Origin of the sequence: Chitinophaga deserti (assembly GCF_003149455.1) — a bacterium.
GTDB classification, from domain to species: domain Bacteria; phylum Bacteroidota; class Bacteroidia; order Chitinophagales; family Chitinophagaceae; genus Chitinophaga; species Chitinophaga deserti.
On sequence record NZ_QFFK01000004.1, the window covers coordinates 1 to 23,067 of the forward strand.

General features: G+C 51.0%; 19 protein-coding genes. 12 read left to right on the plus strand and 7 right to left on the minus strand.

Going from position 1 to position 23,067, the window contains the following annotated elements; translation table 11 throughout:
• The 5 genes from DEV76_RS26190 to DEV76_RS09885 form a co-directional block, all read left to right on the plus strand.
• Positions 1-370, plus strand: a 370-nt coding sequence (locus DEV76_RS26190; RefSeq protein ID WP_232826921.1) for a hypothetical protein, incomplete at its 5' end; no start/stop codon positions are given.
• A gap of 441 nt (positions 371-811) precedes the next feature.
• Entirely contained in the window at positions 812-1,681 is an 870-nt protein-coding gene (locus DEV76_RS09870; protein ID WP_109697742.1) for a helix-turn-helix domain-containing protein, read from the plus strand.
• A gap of 4 nt (positions 1,682-1,685) precedes the next feature.
• Complete coding sequence (locus DEV76_RS09875) at positions 1,686-2,126, plus strand: DUF983 domain-containing protein (RefSeq protein ID WP_109697743.1); 441 nt, start codon at positions 1,686-1,688, stop codon at positions 2,124-2,126.
• Positions 2,127-2,210: 84 nt separating this feature from the next.
• On the plus strand, positions 2,211-6,335 hold the full coding sequence (locus DEV76_RS09880; RefSeq protein ID WP_109697744.1) for a hybrid sensor histidine kinase/response regulator transcription factor: 4,125 nt from the start codon (positions 2,211-2,213) through the stop codon (positions 6,333-6,335).
• 92 nt (positions 6,336-6,427) lie between these two features.
• Positions 6,428-7,843, plus strand: a complete 1,416-nt coding sequence (locus DEV76_RS09885) for an alpha-L-fucosidase (RefSeq protein WP_109697745.1) — start codon at positions 6,428-6,430, stop codon at positions 7,841-7,843.
• Between the two features lie 53 nt (positions 7,844-7,896).
• Here the strand turns inward: DEV76_RS09885 and DEV76_RS09890 are convergent, their stop codons facing one another.
• Together DEV76_RS09890 and DEV76_RS09895 are read right to left on the minus strand one after the other, a co-directional pair.
• Positions 7,897-9,450, minus strand: coding sequence for a PAS domain-containing protein (locus DEV76_RS09890; RefSeq protein WP_109697746.1), 1,554 nt, complete (start codon positions 9,448-9,450; stop codon positions 7,897-7,899).
• A gap of 98 nt (positions 9,451-9,548) precedes the next feature.
• Positions 9,549-10,202: a hypothetical protein gene (locus DEV76_RS09895; protein ID WP_109697747.1), complete on the minus strand. Its 654-nt coding sequence runs from the start codon at positions 10,200-10,202 to the stop codon at positions 9,549-9,551.
• A gap of 93 nt (positions 10,203-10,295) precedes the next feature.
• On the opposite strand from DEV76_RS09895, the gene DEV76_RS09900 reads away from it, so the two are divergent.
• On the plus strand, positions 10,296-11,117 hold the full coding sequence (locus DEV76_RS09900; RefSeq protein ID WP_109697748.1) for an N-acetylmuramoyl-L-alanine amidase: 822 nt from the start codon (positions 10,296-10,298) through the stop codon (positions 11,115-11,117).
• An 88-nt stretch (positions 11,118-11,205) separates the two neighbouring features.
• On the opposite strand, the gene DEV76_RS09905 is transcribed toward DEV76_RS09900, so the two are convergent.
• Together DEV76_RS09905 and DEV76_RS09910 are read right to left on the minus strand one after the other, a co-directional pair.
• Positions 11,206-12,786 (minus strand): RagB/SusD family nutrient uptake outer membrane protein, encoded by a 1,581-nt coding sequence (locus tag DEV76_RS09905; protein WP_109697749.1) that lies wholly within the window; start codon positions 12,784-12,786, stop codon positions 11,206-11,208.
• Between the two features lie 18 nt (positions 12,787-12,804).
• On the minus strand, positions 12,805-15,852 hold the full coding sequence (locus DEV76_RS09910; RefSeq protein ID WP_157962807.1) for a SusC/RagA family TonB-linked outer membrane protein: 3,048 nt from the start codon (positions 15,850-15,852) through the stop codon (positions 12,805-12,807).
• Between the two features lie 477 nt (positions 15,853-16,329).
• Here DEV76_RS09910 and DEV76_RS09920 point away from each other — a divergent pair, with 477 nt between their 5' ends.
• The 5 genes from DEV76_RS09920 to DEV76_RS09940 all read left to right on the plus strand — a co-directional run bounded on the left by DEV76_RS09920 (position 16,330) and on the right by DEV76_RS09940 (position 19,246).
• Positions 16,330-17,100 carry a DeoR/GlpR family DNA-binding transcription regulator gene (locus DEV76_RS09920; RefSeq protein WP_317048082.1) on the plus strand — a complete coding sequence of 257 codons (771 nt, stop codon included), beginning with the start codon at positions 16,330-16,332 and terminating at the stop codon, positions 17,098-17,100.
• 35 nt (positions 17,101-17,135) lie between these two features.
• Positions 17,136-17,615 carry a hypothetical protein gene (locus DEV76_RS09925; protein WP_109697753.1) on the plus strand — a complete coding sequence of 160 codons (480 nt, stop codon included), beginning with the start codon at positions 17,136-17,138 and terminating at the stop codon, positions 17,613-17,615.
• 96 nt (positions 17,616-17,711) lie between these two features.
• Positions 17,712-18,194, plus strand: a complete 483-nt coding sequence (locus tag DEV76_RS25895; protein WP_157962808.1) for a hypothetical protein — start codon at positions 17,712-17,714, stop codon at positions 18,192-18,194.
• A 19-nt stretch (positions 18,195-18,213) separates the two neighbouring features.
• Positions 18,214-18,705 (plus strand): hypothetical protein, encoded by a 492-nt coding sequence (locus tag DEV76_RS09935; protein WP_109697755.1) that lies wholly within the window; start codon positions 18,214-18,216, stop codon positions 18,703-18,705.
• Positions 18,706-18,766: 61 nt separating this feature from the next.
• Positions 18,767-19,246 carry a hypothetical protein gene (locus tag DEV76_RS09940; RefSeq protein ID WP_109697756.1) on the plus strand — a complete coding sequence of 160 codons (480 nt, stop codon included), beginning with the start codon at positions 18,767-18,769 and terminating at the stop codon, positions 19,244-19,246.
• Between the two features lies 1 nt (position 19,247).
• On the opposite strand, the gene DEV76_RS09945 is transcribed toward DEV76_RS09940, so the two are convergent.
• The 3 genes from DEV76_RS09945 to DEV76_RS09955 form a co-directional block, all read right to left on the minus strand.
• A complete protein-coding gene (locus DEV76_RS09945; protein WP_109698169.1) occupies positions 19,248-20,294 on the minus strand; it encodes a sialidase family protein in 1,047 nt (348 codons plus the stop codon).
• 65 nt (positions 20,295-20,359) lie between these two features.
• Positions 20,360-20,800, minus strand: a complete 441-nt coding sequence (locus DEV76_RS09950; RefSeq protein ID WP_232826922.1) for an SRPBCC family protein — start codon at positions 20,798-20,800, stop codon at positions 20,360-20,362.
• A gap of 42 nt (positions 20,801-20,842) precedes the next feature.
• The gene (locus DEV76_RS09955; protein WP_157962809.1) at positions 20,843-21,322 is read right to left on the minus strand and encodes a hypothetical protein; all 480 of its coding nucleotides are present in this window, start codon (positions 21,320-21,322) and stop codon (positions 20,843-20,845) included.
• A 173-nt stretch (positions 21,323-21,495) separates the two neighbouring features.
• On the opposite strand from DEV76_RS09955, the gene DEV76_RS09960 reads away from it, so the two are divergent.
• Positions 21,496-22,797 carry an O-acetylhomoserine aminocarboxypropyltransferase/cysteine synthase family protein gene (locus DEV76_RS09960; RefSeq protein WP_109697759.1) on the plus strand — a complete coding sequence of 434 codons (1,302 nt, stop codon included), beginning with the start codon at positions 21,496-21,498 and terminating at the stop codon, positions 22,795-22,797.
• Positions 22,798-23,067 lie beyond the last annotated feature (270 nt).

Sequence of the window (23,067 nt, forward strand, 5' to 3'; positions counted from 1 at the left end):
AGAACAGGGTTTTAATTCCGTCGAATTCGACGGAATTAAACACTATTCTTTCAAATCCCCGGCAATTGAGTTTGCAGCCTTCAATTCTAATTCCGTCGAATTCGACGGAATTAAACCCTATTCTTTCAGATCCCCGGCAATTGAGTTTGCAGCCTTCAATTCTAATTCCGTCGAATTCGACGGAATTAAACCCTATTCTTTCAAATCCCCGGCAATTGAGTTTGCAGCCTTCAATTCTAATTCCGTCGAATTCGACGGAATTAAACCCTATTCTTTCAAATCCCCGGCAATTGAGTTTGCAGCCTCCAATTCTAATTCCGTCGAATTCGACGGAATTAAAACCTTATACTTTCAGGTCTCCGGTAATTGAGTTTGCAGCCTCCAATTCTAATTCCGTCGAATTCGACGGAATTAAAACCCTATTCTTTCAAATCCCTGGCATTTGAGTTTGCAGCCTTCAATTCTAATTCCGTCGAATTCGACGGAATTAGAACCCTATTCTTTCAAATCCCCGGCAATTGAGTTTGCAGTCTCCAATTCTAATTCCGTCGAATTCGACGGAATTAGAACCCCGCACTTTCAGATTGCTGGCAATTGGGTCCTAATTCTAATTACCCCGAATTCGAGGTAATTAAACTCCCATGGCCTGATTAATCCCATCATTCCCTCACCCTAATTGTTGTTTTTTCATCCAAAACCCCTGAAAATGTGATAATTATCAGCTTGTCTAATCCGTCTTCAGTAAAAAGTACCATAAAAGCCCCAAATGTGAAAAGTACCGCAGCCCCTTCTGGCGTACCTTTGTGATGTCATGAAATCTTCCATCCCGGTATACGATATTTGCACCATCTCCGATGGTCACCGCCATCAGGATCTCCTCACAGAGCGCCTGGGCTCGTATCTTAAAAAGAACTACCAGCGCGTCCATCAGCAGCATGGCCACTCTTTTTACCACCTGGTGCTTTTTACCGGAGGTAGCGGGTACCATACCATGGACTTCTCCCGCTTCCCCGTAGAACCCTGGCAGCTGTATTTCATGACGCCCGGACAAGTCCACAGCTGGCACCTCGGCCCGGAAACTGAAGGATATGTGGTGCACTTTTCACCCGCCTTCTTCCAGTCGTTCCTCGCCAACCCGGAATACCTGGAACGCTTCCCGTTCTTCTCCGGCCAGAGCCAGGACCAGGTAATGGCCGTGCCCGAAAAGCTGCGCACCGTCATGATGGCCATCTTCGAACAGCTCCTGCAGGCAGGGGAGGATAACGAACCCGATCTGGTGCGTGCCCTGCTCTTGCAACTGTTCCTGGAGGCCGACCGCCACATTGCCCGCGACGGGGCGGCTGGTGTTCCGCAGCAGAAGCAGCTGGTACTGCGCAACTTCATGGCCCTCATCAACCGTCATTACCGCTCCATGCGCCTGCCCCGCGAATATGCGGAGCTGCTCTATATCACGCCTAACCACCTCAACGCCCTCTGCCAGGACCTCCTCGGTAAAACGGCCGGTGAGGTGATCCGCGAACGTGTATTACTCGAAGCCAAACGCCTGCTCACCAATGAGCAGAAAACGGTGGCCCAGATAGCGGCGGAACTCAACTTTCCTGATAACAGCTACTTCTCGCGGTTCTTCAGAAAGTATGTGAGCCAAACGCCTGAAGAATTCAGAAAAAGCCTAAACAAATAAAACTATGTGTGCCGAAAGAAACGACCATAAGCCCAATGTTATTTTGAGCGCCTTGCAGAACAAATGTCCCCGCTGCCGCAGGGGCCGTCTTTTCACGGAATCCAACCCCTACAAGCTGGGCTCTTTCATGAAAATGAACGAGCGTTGCCCGGAGTGCGGTCAACTCAGCGAACCGGAAACCGGCTTCTTCTTCGGAACGGGATATGTGAGCTATGCGCTCTCCATCGCCCTCAGTGTATCTACTTTCGTGGCATGGTGGGTGCTGCTGGGCTTCTCCCTGCACGACAACAGCGTATTGTACTGGCTGGGTGTAAACGCCGGACTGCTCGTCATCATGCAGCCGCTGCTCATGCGCCTGAGCCGTACCATCTGGTTGTACTTTTTCGTGTACTACGACCGTAACTGGCGGGAAAAACGCTTCACGGCCCAGCCGCACGCGAATTAGTAGCATTTTAACCGATCCTTCCACTATACGCGCATTCCGCACCCGCCCCTTGCCCTTTACCGCCGCAGTTACTATTTTTCAGGTATGATGAAGGGGTTATGGAAAATGATAATGAGCCTGCTGTTGCTCATTTGCGGGATGCGCGGTACCATGCTGGCACAGCAGCAGGCTGTCAGGTTCTCTCACCTCGGCATTGCACAGGGGCTACCCCAAACCTCCGTTTACTGCATGTTCCAGGACAGCAAAGGCTTCATCTGGATGGGTACCAGTCTTGGTATCAGCCGGTACGACGGCTACGGCTTCCGCAACTTCTCCTACGACCCCGCCAATCCCTTTTCCATTCATAGCAACGATCCGCTTTCCATTGAGGAAGATGAACACGGTAATCTGCTCATCGGCTCCGAGCAGGGCCTCGATGTGTTCGATACCCGTACTGAGAAGTTTCACCGCGTACCTGCTTTTGAGGGTACAGCCAAAGTGGCTTACCGGCATGTCAAATCACTTTTCAAAGACCGGAAAGGCCAGTTATGGGCCGGCTCCACCCTGGGATTGCTGCGTTACAATGCCAAAGAACGCCGGCTGCAAAGGGAAATACCCGGCAAGGAAGGACGGTTTCAGCTGAATTATATCGCGGAAGATAATGCAGGTATTCTCTGGCTGGGAGGCTACTCCGGTATCCGGCGCTATAATCCGGAAACACGCCGGATGATCCCTATTCCTGAAAGTCTGGCTAACAACCCTTATTACAATAAAAGCACCCTGCATTCATTGCGGGTAGATAGTGCGCAGAACCTCTGGGCAGGCACTGCTAAACATGGACTTATCGTATGGAACAGGGCTACAGACAGTTGTGAGAATTTCCATGCAGGCGCCGGAGCCAACGCCGTAAGCAGTGATCTGGTGCGGGCCATCGGGTTTCATAATGGGGATGCATGGGTTGGTACGCGCAATGGTGTTTATGTGATCCCCGGCAACAGAGGGGCTATCCGCAACTTTACCGTGAACCGCGACGATCCCTGGAGTATATCCTCCAACTCCATCCTCAGTTTTATGAAAGACAATGCCGGCAGCATCTGGATCGGCACTTTCTCCGGCGGGGCCAGCATCCTGCACCCCGGGAATAATAATTTCAGTTTCATTTCCGATAAAACCAATCCGCTGCCCGGCCTTAGCTACCGGGTAACAAGCAGTATTGTGGAAGACCGCCACGGCCGCTTCTGGATAGGTACGGAAGGCGGTGGCATCAATTACTACGACAGGGATAAGGGCGTGATCCGGCATGTGCGCGTGGGGCACGATCTGCAGCATCACATCAACCCGCAAATGGTAAAATCCATATGTCTGGATGATAAGGATGTGCTATGGATCGCTACGCTCGACGGGTTTTACAGTTACCATACCGTGTCCGGCCTCATGAAGCGCCACCCCCTGAAAGAAACGCCCCTCAATAACCTCGACGAAGTAGCATACAGTGTGCTCACAGAGGGGAACCGCCAATGGATAGGTACTAAGGCGGGATTAATCCTTCGGGAAGCAAACGGTGTATTGAAGCATTACCGCCACCGTAAAGGTGATCCCCGGAGCCTCGTACACGACGATATCAATATCATTATCCGCGATCATGCCGGAGCAATCTGGGCAGGAACCGAAGGCGGACTGGCCTGCCTCCCTGCCGGCAGCGATCAGTTCAGTAATTACAACCTCGAGTACGATTCGGTATATAACAAAAACGCCATCATTGCCCTCTATGAAGACGACCGGCACCAAATCTGGATCGGCACCCGCAATGGCCTGAAGCTGCTCGATAAGCAACGGCGCACTTTCCATACCCTCGATTCTACTTACGGCATGCCCAGTAATATTGTACGGGCTATTCAGCAAGACGGGAGGGGCGATTACTGGATCAGTCAGGACAGGAGCATTACCCGCCTCGTGCTGCGCAAAGCTGCCGGCCCCTTTACCAAAGCGGATGTTGAAATCCGGAACTACCCCATGCAGAGCGGTACCAGCGCCAACGAGTTCCTGGCTGCCAACTGCCGCACTTCCCGCGGAGAGCTGATGTTTGCCGGAAGCGGGGGCGTGGTATATTTTTCTCCGGAAAACCTCGTGAGTAATACCGTACCACCACCCGTGGTGCTTACTACTTTCCTCATCAAGAACCAGCCTGTGGAAATAGGCGGTGAAAACTCCCCGCTCAAAGAATCAGTTACCTGGTCGGATCATATTACCCTTACGCACGATCAGGCTTATTTTACCATCGGCTTTGCGGCGCTGAATTACATCAAGCCCGGCAGCAATCAATACGCCTATACGCTGGAAGGTCTCAGCGGTACGCCGGAATGGAACTACGTCGGCCGCCAGCAACAGGCCACCTACACCAACCTCGATGCAGGGGATTACATCTTTAAAGTGAAGGCCGCCAATAACGACGGGCTCTGGAATGATCATTATACCCAGTTGCGGATAACCATACTGCCGCCACTCTGGAAAACCTGGTATGCGTGGCTCTTCTATGTACTGGCCATCGGAACAATCTTATACGCCTGCTGGAAATATTCACTGAAAACCGCCCGGTTGAAGCATGAACTGGTGCTGCAGCAGCGCTCCGGTGAGAAGGACAGGGAGCTGGCACAACGTAAGCTGTCTTTCTTCACCCATATCTCCCACGAAATCAAAACACCGCTCACCCTCATACTGGCGCCGCTGGATAAGCTGGTAGACCAGGAGAAGGGGAATACCCGTCTGCTCAATCAGCTCATGTTGATGCAGCGCAATGGGGAACGCCTGTTAAGGCTTACTGATCAGTTGCTCGATTTCCGGAAGCTGGAGGCAGGGCATATGCAGCTGCAGGTGATGGAACAGGATGCCGTGCAGCTGGTGAGGGAAGTAGTGCTGTCGTTTGATGCCTATGCCCGCCAGCGCGGTGTGCGGCTAACCCTTTCTGCACAGGAGCCGGAAATACCCGCCTGGCTCGACAGGGATAAGGTGGAGAAGATGCTCTATAATCTTATTTCCAACGCACTTAAATTCACGCCCTCCGGGGGCCGTATCCGTATTTCGGTGAAAACTGAAGGAGGGGAGCTGCTATTGCTGGCAGAAGATAATGGCGCTGGCATCCCGGAGAAACATATCGGTAAAATATTCGACCTCTTTCAGCATTTCAATGAATCCGGTCAGGAAGCTACCGGCACCGGCATCGGGCTGGCATTTACCAAAGGCCTGGTAGCATTGCACCATGGAACGATTGCTGTGGAGAGTACAACCGCTGCGGGCGGCAAGCCGGGGCAAACGTGTTTCCTCATCCGCCTGCCGGTGGGTCAGGAGGATTATCGTCCCGAAGAAAGACTGCTGGCGCAGCCCCCGCAGGAAGCTTTACCTGCACGTGTTATAGCGGAAGAAACGGAAAAGGAAGCAGGGGATGCTGCTGCAGGGAAGCCGGTGATGCTGATTGTGGAAGATAATGAGGAGATGCTGGGCTTCATCGCAGGTCATTTCCGGGATCTGTACACGGTCCATGAAGCGCGGGATGGGAAAGAAGGCTGGCGCATTGCCACCAGCGTACTGCCGGATATTGTTATTTCTGACGTTACCATGCCGGGAATGAGCGGTACCGATTTCTGCCGGCAATTAAAGAAAGACGAACGCACCTGTCATATTCCCGTGATATTGCTTACTGCACGCAGTCCGGTTATATTCCAGATGGAAGGCCTTGAAACCGGTGCGGATGATTACGTGACCAAGCCGTTCAATATTGGCCTGCTGCAGCTCCGTGCCCATAACCTCCTTGTTTCCCGCGCACTCCTGCGGGAGCGCTATAGCCGCGATGTTACTCTTCAGCCAGGTAATATCGCCATCACTTCGGCCGACGAACAGTTCCTTTCTAAAGTAATGCGCTTCATCGACGATAATATCATGGAAGCTTCCCTCAATGTGGAACAGCTGGCCCGGGATCTGAACCTCAGCCGCATTACCCTGCTGCGGAAAATCAAGGCGCTCACTAACCAGTCTACCATCGAGTTCATCCGCAGCTACCGGCTCAAAAAGGCAGCGCAGCTGCTCAGTACCGGGCATAATGTAACGGAAGCGGCTTACATGGTCGGGTTCTCTGACGTGGATTATTTCCGGAAATGGTTCAAGACCGAGTTCGGCAGTACGCCGAAGGAATATGCCGCCAGCCGTCAGCATAACGGGCCAGCAAAGGAAGATTGATCTTTTTCACCGGTGTTTTTGCTGCAAATGAAGGGTGTTTCCGGAGATGCTTACCGTTACTTTTGATGCTATTCAAGATAATGATGAGCCACATGAAACACACCCTCACCGCCCTGGCGCTTGCGATTACATTCGCGGGATCCACACAGGCGCAAACAAAAACGCCGCTACAATACGGTGCCCAAACCACGGAAAAGCGTTCCGACGATGCCATGCAGAAATGGAGAAGCAACCGGTTCGGACAATTCATCCACTGGGGCCTCTACGCCATCCCCGGAGGCGTATGGAACGGTAAAACCTATAACTACGCCGCAGAATTCCTTAAATCCAGCGCCCGTATACCTACCTCCACCTGGGATTCACTGATGTACCAATTTAACCCTAAGGAGTTCGACGCCCGTGCATGGGCTAAAATGGCCAAAAATATGGGTGCCCGGTATATGACCATCACTACCAAACACCACGAAGGCTTCTGCCTGTGGCCCAGTCAATACACCAGTTTTCACATCGGAAACACCCCTTTCCGCCGCGATATCCTCAAAGAACTGGTGGAAGCCTATAATGCTGAAGGGATCGATGTGAACTTTTATTATTCCGTGCTCGACTGGCATCATCCAGACTGGCGGTATGATATTCAGTCGCCGGCAGACAGTATCGCTTTCCGCCGCTTTCTAACCTTTGCGGGTAACCAGCTGAAGGAGCTTGCCACTAATTACCCTACGGTGAAAGCCTTCTGGTTCGATGGTACCTGGGATAGCTCCATCAAGAAAAACGGATGGTGGACGCTTGAAATGGAAAAGATGCTTAAATCCGTACGCCCCGGTATGATCGTGAACAGCCGCCTGCGGGCAGATGATTTCGGGAAGCGCCACTTCGATTCCAATAACCAGCTGATGGGCGATTATGAATCCGGCTACGAGCGCCGCCTTCCCAATGCCGTGAAAGATGTGAAAGTGACTCAGTGGGACTGGGAAGCCTGTATGACCGTGCCGGAAAACCAGTGGGGGTATCACCGCGACTGGTCTGTCAGCCACGTTAAATCGCCGTTGGAGCTGCTGGAAATGCTGGTACATTCCACCTCCATGGGCGGTAACTTTCTCCTGAACTTCGGGCCTGATGGTAACGGCGGCTTCCGGAAAGAAGAGCTGCACATCGCCAAAACCATTGGCAACTGGATGCAGCAACATGGTAATGTGATCTGGAATTGCGGATATGCCGGATGGGAGAAGCAGGACTGGGGATATTTTACCCGTCAGGAAGGCAGCGCAGTGGTGAATATGATTGTGTTCAATAAACCTGTGTCCGGTTTACTGAAAGTGAAGGTGCCTAATAACGTGAAGATTCTTACAGCACGCTCCGGTAATAAAGCCTGGAAGGTGGAAGAGATAGCGAAGAATGAATATTACATTCATTATACCGCCAAAAAGATGACAGGGCCGGAAGTGATTGTGCTGGAAACGGAGAAAGCGGGGCAGCAGGGCGATAAGTACCAGGAAGCTAAAACCTGATAATCAGATTAACATATTGTTTTAGTGAAGGCTCCCGTTTCAGGGGGCCTTTATTATTTGTCTACCACATCTTTGAAAATCATATTGCATTTATCGGCAACGGTGTGGATGATTTCATCCATCTCCTGCGCTATTTTCTCTATACCTGCCAGCAGGGGGAGGTTAGCGGGATCGGTGAGGTTGTCTTTGTTGATAAGCCCTACAACACCCAGCATGGAGGCCACGGGGCGGCGGAGGCTGTGAGAGCTCATATGGGCTACTTTCTGCAGTTCTTCCACGTACACTTTTTTATCCTCGATATCTTCCATGGCGCCGATCATTCGGATGGGGGCGCCTTCATCGTTGTACATGATAAAAACCCTGTCGAAGATGTGGCGGTACTTTCCATCGGCGCAAAGGAAGCGGTATTCTGCGGAGTAAGTATGCCGTTTTTCCTGTATGGCGATTGTAAGACCGGTAGTGATACGGGGAGCATCCTCGGGATGAACATGATGGAGCCACCAGTCTTCTGTTTCATCCGCTTTCCGGTATCCGAATAATGTAGTGAGGTTGTTGTTCCAGTGAATGGTGTTGGAAGAAATATCGTAGTCCCAGATAACGTTACTCGTGGCAAGCGTTACCATTTCGTAACGGTCGAGGGCTTTCTGCAGGCTGAGCTCCTGGTGTTTACGCTGGGTAATGTCCCGTGCAAAGCAGGAAACACCTACAATACGCTGTTGTTTGCGGATGGGGTGGAAGGTGATCTCCGAATAAGCGAGGCCCATTTCTTCGAGTTCCAGGGATTCTTCAATGGTAAGAACTTCTCCGAGCAGGCTGCGGTTATAATATTCGTTCCACCGGTTGATTTCCGCTTCGCTGTCGCCTTTTACCAACGGGCCGCCCACATGTACTTCCTGCCCTTTAAAGATCCGTATACCATCGCGGAAGGCGTTGTTGAAGGCGGTGTAATGCTTTTGATCGTCTACCGCCCAGATGAGGTCGCTGGTACTGTTGATGATAGAATTCAGCAGCAGTTCCTGACGGGAGAGTGCTTCGTAGGCCAGGTGTTTATCCGTCACGTCCGCGATACTGACGATCTCCACTTCGCGGCCTTTATAGTGTGTGCCGAAGGTGCGTATATCTACATAAAGCAGTCCGCCATCCTTTTTAAGGTGCTTCCAGGTGCCGAAATTCTGGAACCCGGTTGTGGTGAAGCGTGTGGCGTCGAGGACCTTCTGTACGTCTTCCTGCGGGCGTATCTGGAGGATGTTCATGGTCAGGAACTCTTCCAGTTTGTATCCGTAAAGGTGGATGGCTGCATCATTCACATCCACGAATTCCAGCGTTTTCTGGTCATAAATCCACATGGGCTGAGGGCTTTCCCTGAATACCCGCATATAGGCCATTTCAAGGGTGCGGATGGAGCGGCGGGACTTGGATAACAATAAAAATAGCAGGACCGAAGACAGGATGATGAAGAGGAAGCCTTTGGCATATTGTCCGCCCAGCATCAGCGACGGCGAATGCTCGGCGAGCCACTGCAGCAGGGAATCGGTTAAAAATATCCAAAGCACACCGGCTGCAAAGTAAATAAGCACCGTGCGGAGTGGCGACAGTAGGTAAGACATAGAAAACAGCTGTTTATCGGGCCATGATTCTCCGGAAATTTACAGAAAATTTAGGCTACATGGCCGTATTGTAACTGTTTGCCACAAAATGAATGCCGTTAGTTCAGGGAATGGTCGATTTCGAGGACGCCTGAAAAGAGCGGTTTCTCTTCGCCGGGCAGGTATGCCCTCACTCTTACCGGCACATATGCCGCGATCTTTCTGAAAATATCATCTCTTTCCAGGGAATGGCATTCCAGCTGAGGATATGGGGCATTCCGGTCGAGCTTCAGGCGGATGGGCAGCGTATGTAAGCCCGATACGATGATGCCGCGCCATGCATTTAACTCATTATCCGGCTTCAGGGTAACATGCCGGCCGCGGAGCGACTGGCGGGGGAGGAACCGGGGAGACGATGGTACTTTAATCAGCAACACCGCTGCCGTCATGGAAAAGTAATACAACAGCAGCGTGAAGAAAACCTGGCTGTTGTTATGCATGACAACTGACAAAGGTACCAGTCCCATCACGGCACAGAGCAATATCATGGCTTTACGCTGGTATATGCTGATACTGGTACTGTACAGCCTGAGCGCGCAGAAGCCGGCGAATAATGCTGCTGGAATGGGATAGAGCGGGATGTACTTGCAGTTTGCCATCGCATCTGATGCACGACCGTCCGTCATGGCTATCAGATAATAACTAACGAAAACAAATGGGGGCAGCGCGGCAATAAGCCAAAGTTTCAGGGTGTACCAAAGGATTGTTTTCATATCGGGTCCAAAGAACGGAAATAATCCCTAACCGGACAATACCCGATGCTGAGTATACCCGTTATGGTAAGTTAAATTTCCGTAGATTTAGGTATGTGGAAGAAATTGCTCATCCTGACAGCTGTTGTATCCGCGGGCGCATGCTCGCCACAACCGTACAAGGCAACGAACAAAGTTTACCGCGCCGAAGCCAAAAAGTGGTCGGGCGTCGTGAAAGCCCAGCCGGAAAATATTCCCATATCTGCCGTAGCCAATCCCGCATGGGCAGGTACTGTCAACTTCAACCTGCGTAAACCTAACTACGTCATCATTCATCATACCGCGCAAAATTCCTGTGAGCAAACACTGCGTACCTTTACGCTGGAGCGCACCCAGGTAAGTGCACATTATGTTATCTGCCGCAACGGTACCGTTCATCATATGCTCAACGATTACCTGCGTGCATGGCATGGCGGTATTTCCAAATGGGGCAGCATCACGGATATCAATTCCTCCTCCATCGGTATAGAGCTGGATAATAACGGATTTGAACCGTTCGACAGCCTGCAGATCCGCAGCCTGCTCGTGGTGCTCGATACGCTGAAAAGCCGGTATAATATCCCAGCCATCAACTTCATCGGTCATGGTGATATTGCTCCCCGGCGAAAGAATGATCCCAGTGTGAAATTTCCCTGGAATCAGCTGGCGGAGAAAGGTTTCGGCCTCTGGTATGGAGATACGGCACGCGTTACAGTGCCTGATAATTTCAATCACCTGCAGGCGCTCCGTATCATCGGTTACGATCTGCAGGATACGACCGCCGCCATTCAGGCCTTTAAGCGGCACTTCGTTCCGGGAGATTCGCTGGGTGCTCCGGCTTCCCTTAATGATGGCTCGCGGAAGATTCTGCTGAGCGTTATGCAAAAGGCGTTATAACCGCTACTTACTAACCCACTTATAATAGAAAAGCGGAGCGAGAGCGCTCCGCTTTTTCTTTTTTCCACGTTACTCACGTACTATATGATTAATAGAACGGATTCTGTTCAAGGTTGGGATTCAGTTCCCGCTCTCCTGTTGGAATGGGCCACCAGTAATCCCTGGTTTTATCGAACTTCCGCTTTTCTTTAAAGGAGCCGTTATGTGTTTTTACATCTGCATTCAACACGGTTTCAGCGGTCATCCAGCGGCGGATGTCGTTATAATAAGTGGCTTCTCCTGCCAGTTCGATTCTTCTTTCTCGACGGATCACTTCCCGCATATCCGCCTGGCCAAGGCCTGGGGTGATGAAAGGCATATTCACCCGTTTACGGATACTGTCAAGGGCAGCATATACGGTGTTGTCGGGACCGGTTGATTCGTTACGCGCTTCTGCGTACATCAGCATAACATCTGCCAGGCGGAGTACTATGAAGTTGGTGACGGACTGGCCGCCTACCAGCGAGGCTTTATCTGTAGGAGGTGTTTCACGATCGTAAATGCTGAATTTCTTCATTCCAAAACCGGTAATGGCAAAACGCTTTTCATCGATCACCGCACCCATGTACGTATCACCCGGGAAGGTGAGGGTTGCGTAAAGGCGAGGGTCCCGGTTGAGGTATGGCTTGGCAGGGTTGAAGCCGGAACCGGCATCGGTGATCTGCAGGCCGTTGCTCATCGGGTAAGCGTTTACCAGATCGAGCGTAGGCGCATTTGTATTATACTGCCGGCAAATCAGATCGAAAGAACTGCCCTGGTTAGGGAACATATACTGTACGTCGAAAATAACTTCGCTGTTGTTCTCATTTTCGGGAAGAAACAGGGAGCGGTAATCCGGATAGAGCTTGTATCCTGCAGCGGCCGCCTGATCCAGTACGGCTTTGGCAGCCAGCTCAGCGTCTTTCCACTTCTGGATATCATTCGTTTTGTTGATCAGCGGGCTTGCTTCAAAAAGCAGCACACGGGCTTTTAATGCCAGCGCTGCTCCTTTGGTTACGCGGCCTTTATCCGTGATGATAGCGTAGCTGTTGGGCAGATTAGCTGCTGCGCTGTCGAGATCTTTCAGGATCTGTGTTACTACCTGGGCACGGGGAGTGCGGGGCAGCTTTTCCTGGGCATCTTCATTGGGAGGGTCCAGGATGAGGGGGGCATCGCCGTAATATGTGGTGAGCAGATTGTAATAAAGGGCACGGAGGAAGTAAGTTTCGCCTTTCATGCGCTTAATGCCTGCTGCGGTCATACCCGGTACGCCGTCCACTTTGGCAAGCAGGGTATTGCACCGCCCGATGCCGCCATAGGCATCCGACCAGCGGGAAACGATGATCCCGGAAGTGGAAGCGCCATGATCACCACGGGCGATAGTGCCGAAGTTGATCGTATTCCCATACTGGTTCGGTGTCATACACTCTTCCCAGAGCGCGGTGGCGTTGTTGGAGCCTTTGCCGCCATAAACCCCATCGTTACGCAATACCGAATAGCAGCTGTTCAGCCAGGCACTTGCAGCTTCGGGCGTTTGCCAGAAGGTAGCTTCCTCATATCGGTCGTTGGGTGTGGTGTTCAGCAGGTCTTTGTTGCAGCTGGTGGATATCATGAGCAGCATGCCGCCTGCGATGGTCCAAATCTTTTGCATATGATCGGTTTGATTGGATTAAAAAGTAACGTTTAAGCCCGCCGTGAATGTTTTCAGCATCGGGTATGTGTACAGATCGTTGCGGTTCGTAAGCGATTCCGGATCCATGTCTTTATACTTGCTGATAGTCAGCAGGTTTTCCGCGTTGGCGTAGATAGACAGTTTGCTGATCCGGATCCTTTCCAGCAGCGATTGCGGGATAGCGTACATAAGCTGCAGGTTTTTCAGACGCAGATAATCCCCACTACGCAGCCAGAAGTCAGACATCTCGGTGAAGTTCGACTGATCGCCGGGAGTCAGCAATGGAAGGCGTGCGTTACGGTTGCTTTCCGACCAGGTGTCGCGCGTCCATTCCCAGGTGGCATTGGCTCCGTTGTTGAAAGGCACTGCCAGGTTAGCCCTGGGGTAAACCTTGATGCCGGATACGCCCTGCCATGCTGAAGTGAGGCTGATGCCTTTGTATTCTACATTGAGACCGAAGCCGTAAGTATACTTCGGCATAATAGAGGAAGCATTCATGATTACACGGTCGTCGCCATTAATGATTTTATCTCCATTAGCGTTTTTATACCGGATAAAGCCGGGGCGTGGGTTGCCCGCCTGCCTTACGTGATTCGTGATTTCTTCCTGCGACTGGAAGTAACCGTCAGACTGAAGCAGGTACCAGGAGTTGAGCGGGTAGCCTTCTTTAATAATGGTGCCGCCGCTGTAAATCACTTCACCGTCGAGGTCAACTACTTTGTTCTTGTTGTAAGACATGTTGCCCCATACGCCATAGTTCACCTGGCGGATGTTGTTTTTGTATTGCAATGTTACTTCATACCCGGTGTTGTCAACTGTTCCCACATTACGCTGGGGGCCTGTTAAATTACCCACCTGTGCAGGGAAGTTCACGGCGCGGAGGATACCGTCGGTACGTTTCTTATACACATCTACCGTTACCGCAAGCCTGTTTTTCCAGAGGTTCATATCAACACCGCCGTTGTAGGTAGTGGTGGTTTCCCAGCTGATAGACGGGTCGGAAATAGATTTTACAGCTGCCCCGGGAACGATGTTGCCGCCGAAGCTGTAGTCTTCCCGTACCTGAACAGAGGTGTTGTAGCTGTAGAGGCTCACTGCCTGGTTGCCCAGCTGGCCAATGGAGGCACGGAGCTTCAGCTGGTCGATGAACTTAGACTGGAAGAAGCTTTCACGGTCGATGCGCCAGCCTGCGGATGCGGCAGGGAAGTAGCCCCAGCGTTTGTTGGGTGCGAAGCGGCTCGAACCGTCTGCACGCATGGTGAATTCAAAGAGGTACTTGTTGTCATACTCATAACCTGCACGGCCGAAGTAAGACATCAGCACATCGCGGGTGGTGTTACCTCCGGTTGAGTTCCAGATAAGACCGGCATCAAGAGCGCTGAGGCGGCCATCGATATAACCTGTCATCGTTGCATCGAACTGGTCTTTATCGAAGTTGTCGTATGCAGAACCGATCATGGCAGTCACATTATGTTTGCCATTAAAGGTTTTACCCCAGTCGAGCGTATTGTAGAAGTGAATTGCCAGATCGTTTTCGTCGGTTTTCCCGTAGCGGGGCGCCGTAGCCGGACTGTTCCAGTTTGTGGCAGCGCCGGTTTTAGGGTTAAAGGTTTGCAGGCGGGGCGTGTTGGTGGTAAGCAGGCCGTCGTATTTATCGACACCGAATTTAATGTTGTATTTGATGTCGAATGGCAGCTGGTATTCGGCGAACACGGTAGCGAGGAAGCGTTGCACGAGCTTGGTGCTTGTGGCGCCATATGCAAACAGGCGCGGGTGCTCCCAGTTGTTGCGGCCTTCCGTACGCATCCAGGAGTTGCCGTAACGGCCGTCTTTCAGCGTATCGGTGAGGATGGGCAGCGTGCGGCTCATGGCTTCCCAGAAGGTATTGTAAGTGGGCTGGGTGTACTGGCGGTAGTAACCGTCGAGCGTAATCCCGGCTTTTAAACGCTTGGATACATTCATGGAAGCATTCAGGCCGAGGGAGTAGTTTTTTGCATGGTTGGCAGGGCCGAACATAATACCGTCACGATCCAGGAAACCAAGCGACAGGCGGTATTGATACTTTTCTGCGCTCCCGGATATGCTGAGGTCATGTTTCTGGATAGACCCATTGTCCAGTGCAATCTTATACCAATCGTTGGCCGGATAAGTGAAAGGATCACTGGCCATGTTTTCTTCATACTCCTTGAGCTGAGCGTCGGTATATTCTACAGCCTTACCGATGTTTTTAAGCGCCTGGTTTTTGGTGCGCATATACACAAGCGGGTCATTAATTGCATCGGGGAGGTAAGTGGCTTTGTGCATACCGCGATAGTAGCTGTAGTTCACTTTCGAAGCACCTTTCCCCTTTTTGGTGGTAACAAGGATAACCCCATTGGCGCCGCGTGACCCATAGATAGCAGCTGCTGCATCTTTCAATACGGAGATAGACTCGATATCGTTGGGGTTGAGCTCGTCCATGGAATACTCGATCCCGTCTACCAGCACCAGCGGGTTGTTGTTGTTGAGGGTACCTACGCCACGGATGCGGATGGTGGAGCGGTCTACCCCCGGCTGGGAGTTGGAAAGGTTCACGAAGAGGCCGGGAGTCCCGGAAAGGGCGTTGGATACGTTGGTAACGGGCCTGTTTTCGAGCTGGGCGGCGTCTACCATGGCGATGGCCCCGGTAAGTGTGGCTTTTTTCTTGGTGCCGTAACCTACTACTACGGTTTCATTGAGTTTCTGCACGTCTTCCTGCAGCTGGATGCTGAGGTCGGTGGCTTTGGTTACTTTCACTTCCGTAGGCAGGTAGCCTATAAAGGAGAGCTTCAGAACGGCGCCAACGGGGGCGCTGATCTTGAATTGTCCGTGCTGGTCCGTGGCGGTTCCTTTGGAGGTACCCTGTATCTGGACGCTGACGCCCATAAGCGGTACTCCTTCGGCCGCGGAGGTTACTTTCCCGGAAACGGGAACGTCCTGCGCGTGGAGCTGGAGGGATGCAAGGCAGAAGATCCCGAAAGCGGCGGCGCGGAGCCGGCGCATGAAGGATGGCTTGGCAAGCTTCATATTCATTGATTTTTAACGTGTTTGAATAGTGATCAGATCTGGTTGATGATAAGAAGGAATAAACCGGGGCGGGCGCCCCGGCCTTGGATGCGTGGTACAGTCATTGTTTCCGTTTATAGTATCAGTATTATATTATATAACGATTTCGCCTTTTATGTTCTTTCGTTTCGTTCCAAAACTAATAAAAATATAACAAAAGCAAAGTATTCGAAACTTTTTTGCAGGATTGGCCGTCTGCCGGGAGGAGGAGCCGCCCCGCCGCCAGGAAAATTTCCCGGGAAAATGTTGTTTATTGAAACAGATGGAATTATCTATGTGCAGGAATTGATAAGCTGTCAGGCCAGTCTGTTCAATTGAACGGAATTTGGAAAAACTGCCGTATTTTGGAGGATCACCAAACAGACTATCGGTAGAAAAAGATTGATATTCAATATACCGTTATGGTAAGTTCTACGTTTAACCGAAATAAAATACCCAATGTCAATGATCAATATCGCGGAGCGTCACAAATTCATTCTGAGCAGATTGTATGAAAAAGGATATGTTAATGTAGTGGAGTTATGTAAGGAGCTGGATGTTTCAGGTGTAACAATTCGAAAGGATCTGAAGCTGCTGGAAGATAAATCACTCCTGTACCGTTCTCACGGTGGCGCCACTATCCAGAACCCATATACGAACGACAAGCCTGTCAATGAAAAAGAAAAGATCCGCCGCGAGGAGAAGCACAGCATCGGTAAGCTGGCCGCTTCGCTCATTGTTCCGGGCGATGCCATCATCATCGCTTCCGGTACCACCGTGCTGGCACTTGCCAAGCAGCTCCAGCCCCGTGGTCCTCTTATGATTATTACATCGGCACTGAACGTAGCACTGGAACTCAATCGTTACCATGAAATAGAAGTAGTGCAGCTGGGCGGCGTTATCCGGAATAATTCCTCTTCCGTTGCCGGCCCCTATGCCGAAAAGATCCTGGAAGATTTCTCCTGCTCCAAACTCTTCCTGGGGGTAGATGGTATTGATGTGGAATTCGGGCTCACCACCACCAGCATCGCAGAAGCACATCTGAACCAGCAAATGATCCGTGCAGCGCAGAAAACCATTGTATTGGCCGATTCCTCCAAATTCGGGAAGCGCGGCTTCGGACGCATCTGCCGCCTCGAAGAAGTAGACCAGATCATCACCGATAAAGGCATCTCCGAACACATGGTGAAATTGCTGGAGGATATGGGAATTGAAGTGGTAATTGTATAATTTTCCGGCTATATATACACCCTTATACCGAACCTATGCCCGAAATTACCCCGCAGGAAGATCTGCTGCAAGATACTGACCTCCGCACTACTACATACCGGCCAGAACTGTTGCCGGGCTGGTTCAAATTTTGCTGGGGGGTAATTATTTTCTACAATGTCAGGGAGCTGATTTCTGTTCCTGGTTTAATTCGCCAGATATATGAAGCGGATGAAACCACCCAGGTTATTCTTGCAGTAACCTATTTTATTTATATCCTCACTTCAATCGCTTTAATAGTTGTGCGCTTTTTGTTTCACAAGCAGGCAGACGCAACTATTAAAGTAGCCATACCAGTCATGATCACAGCTTTATGCTTTGGCTTAATCGCTATCTTAAGCATTTGTTTTGGTGATGCCGAGTCCAGCCCTGCCACTCAGTTTTGGATCGTGGTTCATGAGATTGCGTTGACCGCCTCACTTATACATACCTTCCGTATCCGTAAGAAATGGAGCGAGGCATCTCCGATGGACTAATAACATTTTCTTTCAGAAATGGACTGTACGTTAATCTTTACAATACCTGCTTAATCTATGTAAAAGCATCTCATACCATCCCCGATACCTATAAATATGATACAGCATAGTACTACCGACACCCAGCCCGATCTGATCCCGCATGAAGAATTTAATACTGCGCTACCCCGTGCGTTACTGATACCCTGGTGGATACATGTATGCTTGTCAGTAGTGGTTTTCCTCAGTTTCGTTTTTGGCTCTGTATGTTTCGGGTTAATATTCCAAATGGGAGAAAGGCTCGATGAACCAGCTTTTAGAATCGGGTTCAGTATTGGCATGAGTATAGTTGTATTACTCTGCTACAGTATCACAGCCGGTTGCATCCTGATGTGGTGCCGCTGGAAACATGCTGTGGCTTTTATGATCGTGCAATCTGGTTTTTTGGCGGTTTTTATGGTATTTGCGACAGTAGGTACTATAAGAGACCGCAGCTGGGATGGGCTGGTATTTGCAGTAGTATTTCTTGTGTTCCTGAGCATTCTTACCATCCATCTGTTTAAAGTACGGAAAGAATGGAAGGCCGGTAAACGGAAATGATTCATTGATTCTTGTTCAAATGAAATTACAATCTAACCCTGATACGGAAAAGGATTTACTGAATGAGGAATTTAAACCACCCACCCGGTGGCAACTAATGCCTGTATGGTTTAAAGCCATGAATGCATTGCTTTTGCTCATTGGAGTGATCCATATTTTCAGGCTGATCAGCTATTTACGGATGTATGAATCCGTGTCAGCATTGTTTTTGGACGACAGCTTTTTTTATTATATAATAGCGAGGCAAGTCATTATCATCATTACTGCAGTGCCTGCCTTGTTGTATTTTCTTCAGCAGAAACAGGCAGTTTACTGGGCTATGGTAGTGGGTATCTTACGTACAATCATTTCGCTGGACAGTCTTTCCATTAAAGCCTATTCCGACCTCACTGATTACTTTATGATTTTCCTAGCACTCGCATGGGCAGGCTGTATCGCCACATGGACATATCACGCTTTCAAAATCCACAGGCAATGGGTACAGTCGCAGCGGGATATACTGATGAAATAGATTAAGATAGACATGAGACTTTAAATAAAACAACCCTTTACCAACCCTGAACATTCCGGTTATGACCAATGTTCCACATTCCACAGATCTGCTGCAAAGCCTCCAGGATGCACCACCATTCCGCGCTCAACTGATACCCGGGTGGGCCAAGGCAGTGGCTTGCATTATCCTGTTATTCTCCCTGGTAATCATTTACAGTTTGTTCGAAGCAGCTACAACATCCATTCAAATTGAAAGTGCCACAGCGCTTGCCTGTCATGGTATTGGCCTTATCAGTGGCATCAGCGCTGCAGGGCTCATACTGGAAAGGCGCTGGGGGCTTCCACTTGCCATATGGGCATCGGCAGGTGTATTGTGCGCGTTCGCCGGATTCCTGATTTATGACCTGTTTTTCTATCGCCGTATTTTATGGTCAATGGTTACCATGGAATGCTTTACCATCACAATAGCAGCCTTCTACCTCCGTGCATTATGGAAAGTAAGGCATGCCTGGAAGGTGGCGTTGCCGGAAGCAACACCCGCCAGAAGATTCTTTAAGTAAATTATTCCCTTGTCAGCGTATCCAGCCTGAACACCACATGCCGCACATTCTTACGGTCTGCCGTGTAAGTAATATGCACACGCCCGTCTTTCGCCTGGATCACTGCAGGATAGCTGAATTCCCCTTTATCACCCTTCTCCAGCTGGAGAATGTCTTTCCATGCCACTCCGTCTTCACTGACAGCCACGTTGAGCTTGGCCCGCCCGTCAGACCATTTGCTGCCACGGGTAGTGGGGTTGTATACGATGAGCTTGTAGCCGTTGCTGAGCGTCACCGCATCGGTTCCGGAATTGGGATTGGGCAGCTGTGTGGCCGTCATGGCACTCCAGGTTTTACCATTATCGGCCGACCAGGATTGTACCACGAAGTTGTTTTTACTGCGGCAAAGGAGTTGGAGACTGTCGTGCGGGTAACGGAGGATGCTGGGCTGAATGGCCTGGAACGTATCGTTAGGTACAGCGATATGCGTCCAGTTGTCACCGTTTTTATCGGATTTTTCCAGATGTACTTTCCAGATGTTTTTATCCACGCTTTCGGTACTGGTAGGGTAGAGGATGTCCCCATTAGCCAGCTGGATGGGTTTGTTCTTGATAGGGCCCAGCATGCCATCGGGCAGCTTCTCCGGCTTGCTCCATGTTTTACCGTTATTGGTGGAGTACATCATCATGCCCCACCATTCGCGGGGATTAGGGCCAACCTTGTACCAGAGGAACAGTTTGCCGGCCTTGGTGCGAAACAGCACAGGGTTCCAGCAGGGGTAGCGGAGTGTTTCATTGATGACACCGTTCACCAGTTCCGTTGGCTGGCTCCATTGCCCGTTTTCATATACAGCAGTCCATATGCCAACGTCTTTATGACTTTCTTCCGTTCCACCAAACCAGGCAGCCAGCAGTTTCCCTTTATCCAGTTCCACGATGGTGGAGGCATGCACTTCCGGAACAGGGGGATTTTGCATGATGAAATCGCGTGCATCGAGCTGCGGAATGATCTGCTGCGCACTGGCGGTACAGCAGGCGAGGAGGGACAGGGCCAGAAAGGAACGGAACATACGATCAGTTTTCATGAACATTAGAAGTTCATGAAAGTAGAACATTCCCCCTGAAAATGCCAGCATTATCCGCCTTTGTTTTCCAGCAGACTGTCAACCGCCGAGGTACGGTAGGTAAAGAGGCCTTCCAGCTGGCGCTGAACGAAGAGAGAATTGGCGATATCGCCCAGCCAGCCGAGGGGAACGCGGTAGTGTACGATATCCGTCATAAGTACCCCGTTGTCTTTTTCCTCGAAATGGTGCTGGTGATGCCAGAAGGTATAGGGGCCAAAACGTTGCTCATCGATGAACATGCGGCCATCATCTACCCGGGTAATCTCCGTCATCCAGTACATAGGGATGCCCAGTACGGGCCTGAGGCGGTATTCGATGATCTGGCCTGCATAGATCCGCCCCTGATGTGGTTCACTGATAACGGTGAAGCCCATCCGGGGCGGAGTAATGTGCTGCAGGTTGGCCGGATTGCTGAAAAACTCCCAGGCTACATCCGGCCCTACTGGTAACATTTGTGTTTTACGTATACGGTATGTGCGCGACATACCATAAAGCTAACACATTAGTGCCAAAACCGATTGACCCGGTACCCAGGAAGTAGCAGAAGAATGGAGGCGGAAGGAGGCCATGAGCTGTCCCTTAGGGAGCTCAGTTGCGGTGTAGAAGAAGGATACATTCTGCTGGCGGAGCGCTAATAAATCTTTTACCGGTACGGCCATGCCGGATTGCTTACCTTCGGCATCGGTAAACTTCCATTCGCGCAGTATTTTTCCTGCCGCGTCTTTCACAGTCAGTTTGCGGCTTGTACCGATCTTTCCGCAATGACTGTAATGGAAGGTCAGCTTATCCTGCAGGTTGCTCTCGTCTAACTGGAGCTTATCCAGCTGCATTTCCTGGCCTACATACTGCTCGTGAATGAGTTTGTTGTTCAGGTATACCTTGAAGGAATCCCTGCCGCCACCGGCTTGCAGGGAGGCAAAGGTGAATATTCCCAGCAGGACAGTAAGGGCGCTGAAAAGGAATTTGTGTTGCATGGGTATGTTTTTTCTGGTGATGAAATTTGTACCGTAAAGCACGCAAATCCCCTGCGGCTGCACAAAAGCCTTTGATGTTCCGGCATATCGCCTTGACGAACGGGGCTTTTCCCCGGCTTTTTATTTTGATAATCCGTTCAGTCTACTTATTTTGTAGACTTAAAGCATACATCATGTCAAACAACTCCTTACGTTTCGAAACGCTCCAGGTACATGCAGGCTACCAGCCCGACCCCGTAACCCATGCAGCAGCAGTTCCCATTTACCAGACAAGTTCCTATACGTTCGAAGATGCCAACCACGCTGCGGACCTCTTCCAGCTCAAGCAGTTCGGCAATATCTACACCCGTATCATGAACCCCACTACCGACGTGTTCGAGAAAAGGATCGCAGCCCTCGAAGGCGGCGTGGCGGCATTGGCGGTGGCATCCGGACAGGCGGCCCAGTTCATCGCCCTGCACAACATCCTTCTTCCGGGAGATAACTTCGTTTCTTCCTCTTATCTCTACGGTGGCACCTACAACCAGTTTAAGGTGAGCTTCAAGCGCATCGGTGTGGAAGCACGCTTTGCGGACCTCGACAATCCGGAAAGCTTTGAAGCCCTTATCGACGATAATACCAAAGCCATATATGTCGAAACCATCGGCAACCCCGGCTTTGCCATCCCTGACTTCGAAAAGATCAGCGCCATCGCTAAGAAGCACGATCTGCCACTGGTGGTAGATAACACCTTCGGTGCAGGCGGTTATCTCTTCCGTCCGCTGGAGCATGGCGCCAACATCGTGGTGGAATCTGCCACCAAATGGATCGGCGGCCATGGCAACAGCATCGGCGGCGTGATCGTTGACGGTGGTAATTTCAACTGGGGCAACGGCAAGTTCCCGCAGTTCACTTCTCCAGATGAAGCTTACCATGGCATGAAGTTCTGGGAAGTGTTCGGGTCTGATAGTCCTTTCGGCAACATCGCCTACATCATCCGCGCCCGTGTAACCGGCCTCCGCAGCATCGGGCCTGCACTGGCACCGCAAAACGCCTGGCTGTTCCTGCAGGGCCTGGAAACGCTCAGCCTGCGGGTAGAGCGCACCATCCAGAATGCGCAGGCACTGGCGGAATGGCTCCAGCAGCAACCACAGGTAGAATTCGTGAACTACCCCGGCCTCCCCGGTAACAAGTACCACGAAACCGCTAAGAAATACCTGAAGAAAGGCGCCGGCGGTGTGCTTTCCTTCAAGGTGAAAGGCGGTAAAGAAGCGGCAGACACTGTAGTGCAGGGCCTGCAGCTCATTTATCACCTCGCTAACGTGGGCGACAGCAAAACGCTCATCATCCACCCCTCCACTACCACGCACCAGCAGCTCAGCGAAGAAGAGCAGAAGAAAGCGGGTGTGGAACCGGGACTGCTCCGTATTTCCCTCGGCATCGAACATATCGATGACATCAAGGGCGATCTGGCGCAGGCTTTCGCTAAAATCTGATCATTGTAACGCGTATGCGATAACGGGGCTGTCTCTCTGCGGGGCAGCCCTTTTTGTTAGCTCCTCATCCCGGCAATTCGAAAGTAGCAGTAAGACGGTCAACCGCCAAAGGGAATGTCCGTTTTGGCCATTTTGGCCGTTTTTAGGTAAATATTGCTGTCGATTCCTACGTCCAGACTGCCTTGTTACTGCCTTCGGGCGGCCTTTTTACCCGGTACAGACTGCCTCTACACTGCCTTTAGACTGCCTCCAGACTACCTGTTGACAGCC